Annotated in this window: 4 protein-coding genes; all 4 read left to right on the top strand. The window is 69.3% G+C overall.

Annotated elements, in window-relative coordinates:
• Positions 1 to 179 precede the first annotated feature (179 nt).
• The gene (locus tag QZX79_RS04040; protein WP_294565032.1) at positions 180 to 1469 is read left to right on the top strand and encodes a CdaR family transcriptional regulator; all 1290 of its coding nucleotides are present in this window, start codon (positions 180 to 182) and stop codon (positions 1467 to 1469) included.
• A gap of 93 nt (positions 1470 to 1562) precedes the next feature.
• Entirely contained in the window at positions 1563 to 2525 is a 963-nt protein-coding gene (locus QZX79_RS04035) for an ACP S-malonyltransferase (protein ID WP_294565027.1), read from the top strand.
• Entirely contained in the window at positions 2522 to 3589 is a 1068-nt protein-coding gene (locus QZX79_RS04030; protein WP_120165358.1) for a beta-ketoacyl-ACP synthase III, read from the top strand. The genes QZX79_RS04035 and QZX79_RS04030 overlap by 4 nt, the downstream gene beginning before the upstream one ends.
• A 79-nt stretch (positions 3590 to 3668) precedes the next feature.
• Positions 3669 to 3913: acyl carrier protein (locus tag QZX79_RS04025; protein WP_294565022.1), on the top strand; the 245-nt coding region annotated here is incomplete at its 3' end.

The following is a 3913-nucleotide window of genomic DNA, read 5'->3' as shown; positions in this document are numbered from 1 at the left end:
GCGATGCCATCGAGAAGTACTCACTGCTCGACGTGAACGCCGGAACCACCGGCAACGCCGGAGGCGACAGCTGATCCTGCGGAAGGGCCCCCGGGCCTGACCCGGTGACGGCGGGCGGTGGACGGAAGTCCACAGCCCGCCGTTGCGTTTAAGCACTTTCTTTGTAGCTGTCCCACAAAATGGAGCTTCCCGGGCGAAAACCGTATGCTCGGTTCATGCCGCTCCCCGACAGCCCTGCCTCCCCGCCCCGGACCGCCGGGGCCGCCAGAGGGTCATCGGCCGCGCCGCCGGATCCCGACACCGTGGAGCGGCTGCGCTCAAAGATCGGGGCCCTCTCCACGGCCACGCTGAAGCAGCTCGACTCCGACCTCCCCTGGTACCGCGGGCTGCGCCCGGATGAACGCTCGGCGCTGGGCATGGTCGCCCAGAAGGGCATCGCCTCCTTCGTCAACTGGTACCAGCGTCCCGTCTCCCCCGCCTGGGTGCTCAGCGACGTCTTCGGCACCGCCCCGACGGAGCTGACGCGCTCGATCAGCCTCCAGAAGGCCCTCCAGCTGATTCGCGTCGTGGTCCAGGTGGTCGAGGACCAGGTGCCCTTCCTGGCGCCGCCGGCCGATCAGGCCCCGCTGCGCGAGGCGGTGCTCCGCTACTCCCGCGAGGTCGCCTTCGCCGCCGCCGACGTCTATGCCCGCGCCGCCGAGACGCGCGGATCCTGGGACACCCGGCTCGAGGCCCTTGTCGTCGATGCCATCCTGCGCGGCGAAAGTTCCGATGCCCTGCGCTCCCGCATTGCCGCGGTCGGGTGGAACTCCACCGGCCGCATCACGGTGATGGTGGGCAGCGCGCCGCCCGAACCCAACGCCGGGTTCCTCAACGAGCTCCGGCGCGTCACCGGGCGCCTGGCGGAGGACACCCTCGTCGGCATCCAGGGAGACCGGCTCATCCTGGTCCTCGGCGGTGTGCACGAACGCGACGCCTCCTACACCCGCCTCAGCGAACTTTTCGGGCCCGGCCCGGTGGTGTACGGCCCGGAGGCGGAGTCCCTCGTCGCGGCGAGCAGCTCGGCGCAGGCCGCCTTCGCCGGCCTCACCGCAGCGAAGGCCTGGCCCACGGCGCCCCGGCCGGTGTCGGCGGAGGACCTCTGGCCCGAGCGGGTCGTCTCCGGTGACGACTCGGCGAGGAAGGCCCTGGTCCACAACATCTACCGGCCGCTGATCAACGCCTCGAACGGCCTTGAGCAGACCCTCTCCGCCTACCTGACGCTGGGGCACTCGCTCGAGGCCACCTCGCGTGCGCTGTTCGTCCACGCCAACACCGTTCGGTACCGGCTGCGCCGGGTCTGCGACGTCACCGGATGGGACCCGCTGCTCCCCCGGGAGGCGTTTGTCCTGCAGACGGCACTGGTCGTCGGGCGGCTCTATCAGCCCTCGAAGTCCTCCCCAGAACGGTCGCCAGCCCGGTCCGGGTAGCGTTGGACCTTGTAGAGTTCCTACAAAGCGTCCGCCGCAGCTTGGTTCGACGAAACACCCGAGAAAGCATCGCCGATTTGGAAAGCTGGAAACGTGCTCGCAATCGCCTGCCCCGGCCAGGGGTCCCAAACGCCAGGATTCCTCAGCCCGTGGCTTGAACTGCCCGGCGTCGCCGGGCACCTCGCCCTCCTCAGCGACCAGGCCGGCGTCGACCTGGTCAAGCACGGCACGGTGTCCGACGAAGACACCATCAAGGACACCGCCGTCGCCCAGCCCCTGATCGTTGCCGCCGGGCTGGTCGCCGCCCGGGTGCTCCTCGAGAACCGCCCGATGACCGCCGGGACCGTCGTGGCGGGCCACTCGGTGGGCGAACTGACCGCGACGGCCATCTCCGGCGCCCTTACCGAGGCCGACGCGATCGCCTTCGTCCGCGTCCGCGCCACCGCCATGGCCGAAGCCGCCGCGGTTGTACCCACCGGCATGAGCGCCGTCCTGGGCGGGGACCCCAACGACGTCGCGCAGGTCCTGAACCGGCTCGGCCTCACCGCGGCGAACACCAACGGCGGCGGCCAGGTGGTGGCCGCCGGGACGCTCGAGCAGCTCGCAGCCCTCGCCGCCGATCCGCCGGCCAAGGCCCGGGTGATCCCGCTGAAGGTCGCCGGCGCCTTCCACACCGCTCACATGGCCCCGGCCGTGACCGCGCTTGAGGCCCTGCGGCCCTCGCTCACCCCCGCCGAACCCCTGCCGACCCTCCTGTCGAACTTCGACGGCCAGCCGGTAAGCACCGGTGAGGCGAACCTTGACAGCCTCATCGCCCAGGTGTCACGTCCGGTGCGGTGGGATCTATGCATGGCGTCGATGCAGGAAATGGGCGTGACCGGCATGCTGGAGCTCGCCCCGGCGGGCACCCTGACCGGGCTGGCGAAACGCGGAATGCGCGGTACGGCCGCATTGCCCGTAAAATCTCCTGAGGACCTCGACGCTGCCCGCGCCTTTCTCGACGAGCATTCGCGTCTCCTGGATACCGACTCATCCCTGGCAGAAGGACATCAGTGAGCACTCCGGCTCTTCAGCAGGCTCCCCTGCGCGACTACACCCGCATTCTCGGCGTCGGCGCGTACCGGCCCGAGGTGATCGTCACCAATGACGACGTCGTGCAGTGGATCGACTCCTCCGACGAATGGATCCGCCAGCGCACGGGCATCGTGACCCGCCACCGCGCTCCGCGCGACGTGAGCGTCATCGACATGGCCGAGGCGGCCGCCCGCGAGGCCCTGGCCAACGCCGGCATTGACGCCAAGCAGCTCGGCGGGGTGCTCGTCTCCACGGTCACCCACCCCTACGCCACTCCCTCGGCGTCCGCGCAGCTCGCGGACCGGCTGGGTGCGACGCCGGCCCCGGCGTACGACATCTCCGCGGCATGCGCAGGCTACTGCTACGGCATCGCGCAGGCCGACGCCCTCGTGCACGCCGGTACGGCCGAGTACGTCCTGGTCGTCGGCGTCGAGAAGCTTTCGGACTTCATCGACAACTCCGACCGCACCATCTCCTTCCTGCTCGGTGACGGCGCAGGCGCCGTCGTCGTCGGCCCGTCGACCACCGCGGGCATCGGCCCGTCGGTGTGGGGCTCGGACGGCAGCAAGCACGAGTCGATCCGCATGACCCGCTCCCTCATCGACATCCGCGACTACTCCCTCGGTGCCCTCGACGCCTCGGAGGCCGACGGCGAAGCCGCCGACCCCGCCGCCGAGCAGGCCTCCCTGTGGCCCACGATGCGCCAGGACGGGCCCACGGTGTTCCGCTGGGCCGTGTGGGAGATGGCCAAGGTCGCTCAGCAGGCACTGGATGCGGCAGGAATCACTGCCGACGACCTCGCGGCCTTCCTGCCACACCAGGCGAACATCCGTATTATCGATGAGATGGTCAAGCAGCTGAAGCTTCCCGAACACGTGAGCGTGGCCCGTGACATAGTCGATGCGGGGAACACCTCCGCTGCGTCGATTCCGCTGGCCATGCACCGCCTGCTGAAGGAACAGCCGGAACTGAGCGGCGGGCTCGCCCTGCAGATCGGTTTCGGAGCCGGGCTCGTCTTTGGCGCCCAGGTCGTCGTCCTTCCCTGACTTTCCACGCCCAAACCGCCGACGGCGGTTTGACCCAACCACGCCGGGACCGCCCGGCAGTAACAGAAAAGGAGCCACTATGGCTAACAACGAAGAAATCCTGGCCGGTCTGGCCGAGATCGTCAACGAGGAAACGGGCCTCGCTCCCGAGTCCGTCCAGATGGACAAGTCCTTCACCGACGACCTCGACATCGACTCGATCTCGATGATGACCATCGTCGTCAACGCCGAGGAGAAGTTCGGCGTCCGCATCCCGGACGAGGAAGTCAAGAACCTCAAGACCGTAGGCGACGCCGTTACCTTCATCGCCGGCGCGCAGGGGGG

The sequence above is a fragment of the uncultured Arthrobacter sp. genome (genome assembly GCF_902805515.1).
GTDB lineage: Bacteria > Actinomycetota > Actinomycetes > Actinomycetales > Micrococcaceae > Arthrobacter_D.
The sequence above is the reverse complement of the archived record's forward strand: the minus strand, read 5'-3'. Positions and strand labels throughout refer to the sequence as shown.

Coding starts and splice junctions, on each gene's coding strand:
- QZX79_RS04040 (WP_294565032.1), top strand. CDS start 180: ATGGAGCTTCCCGGGCGAAAACCGTATGCTCGGTTCATGCCGCTCCCC.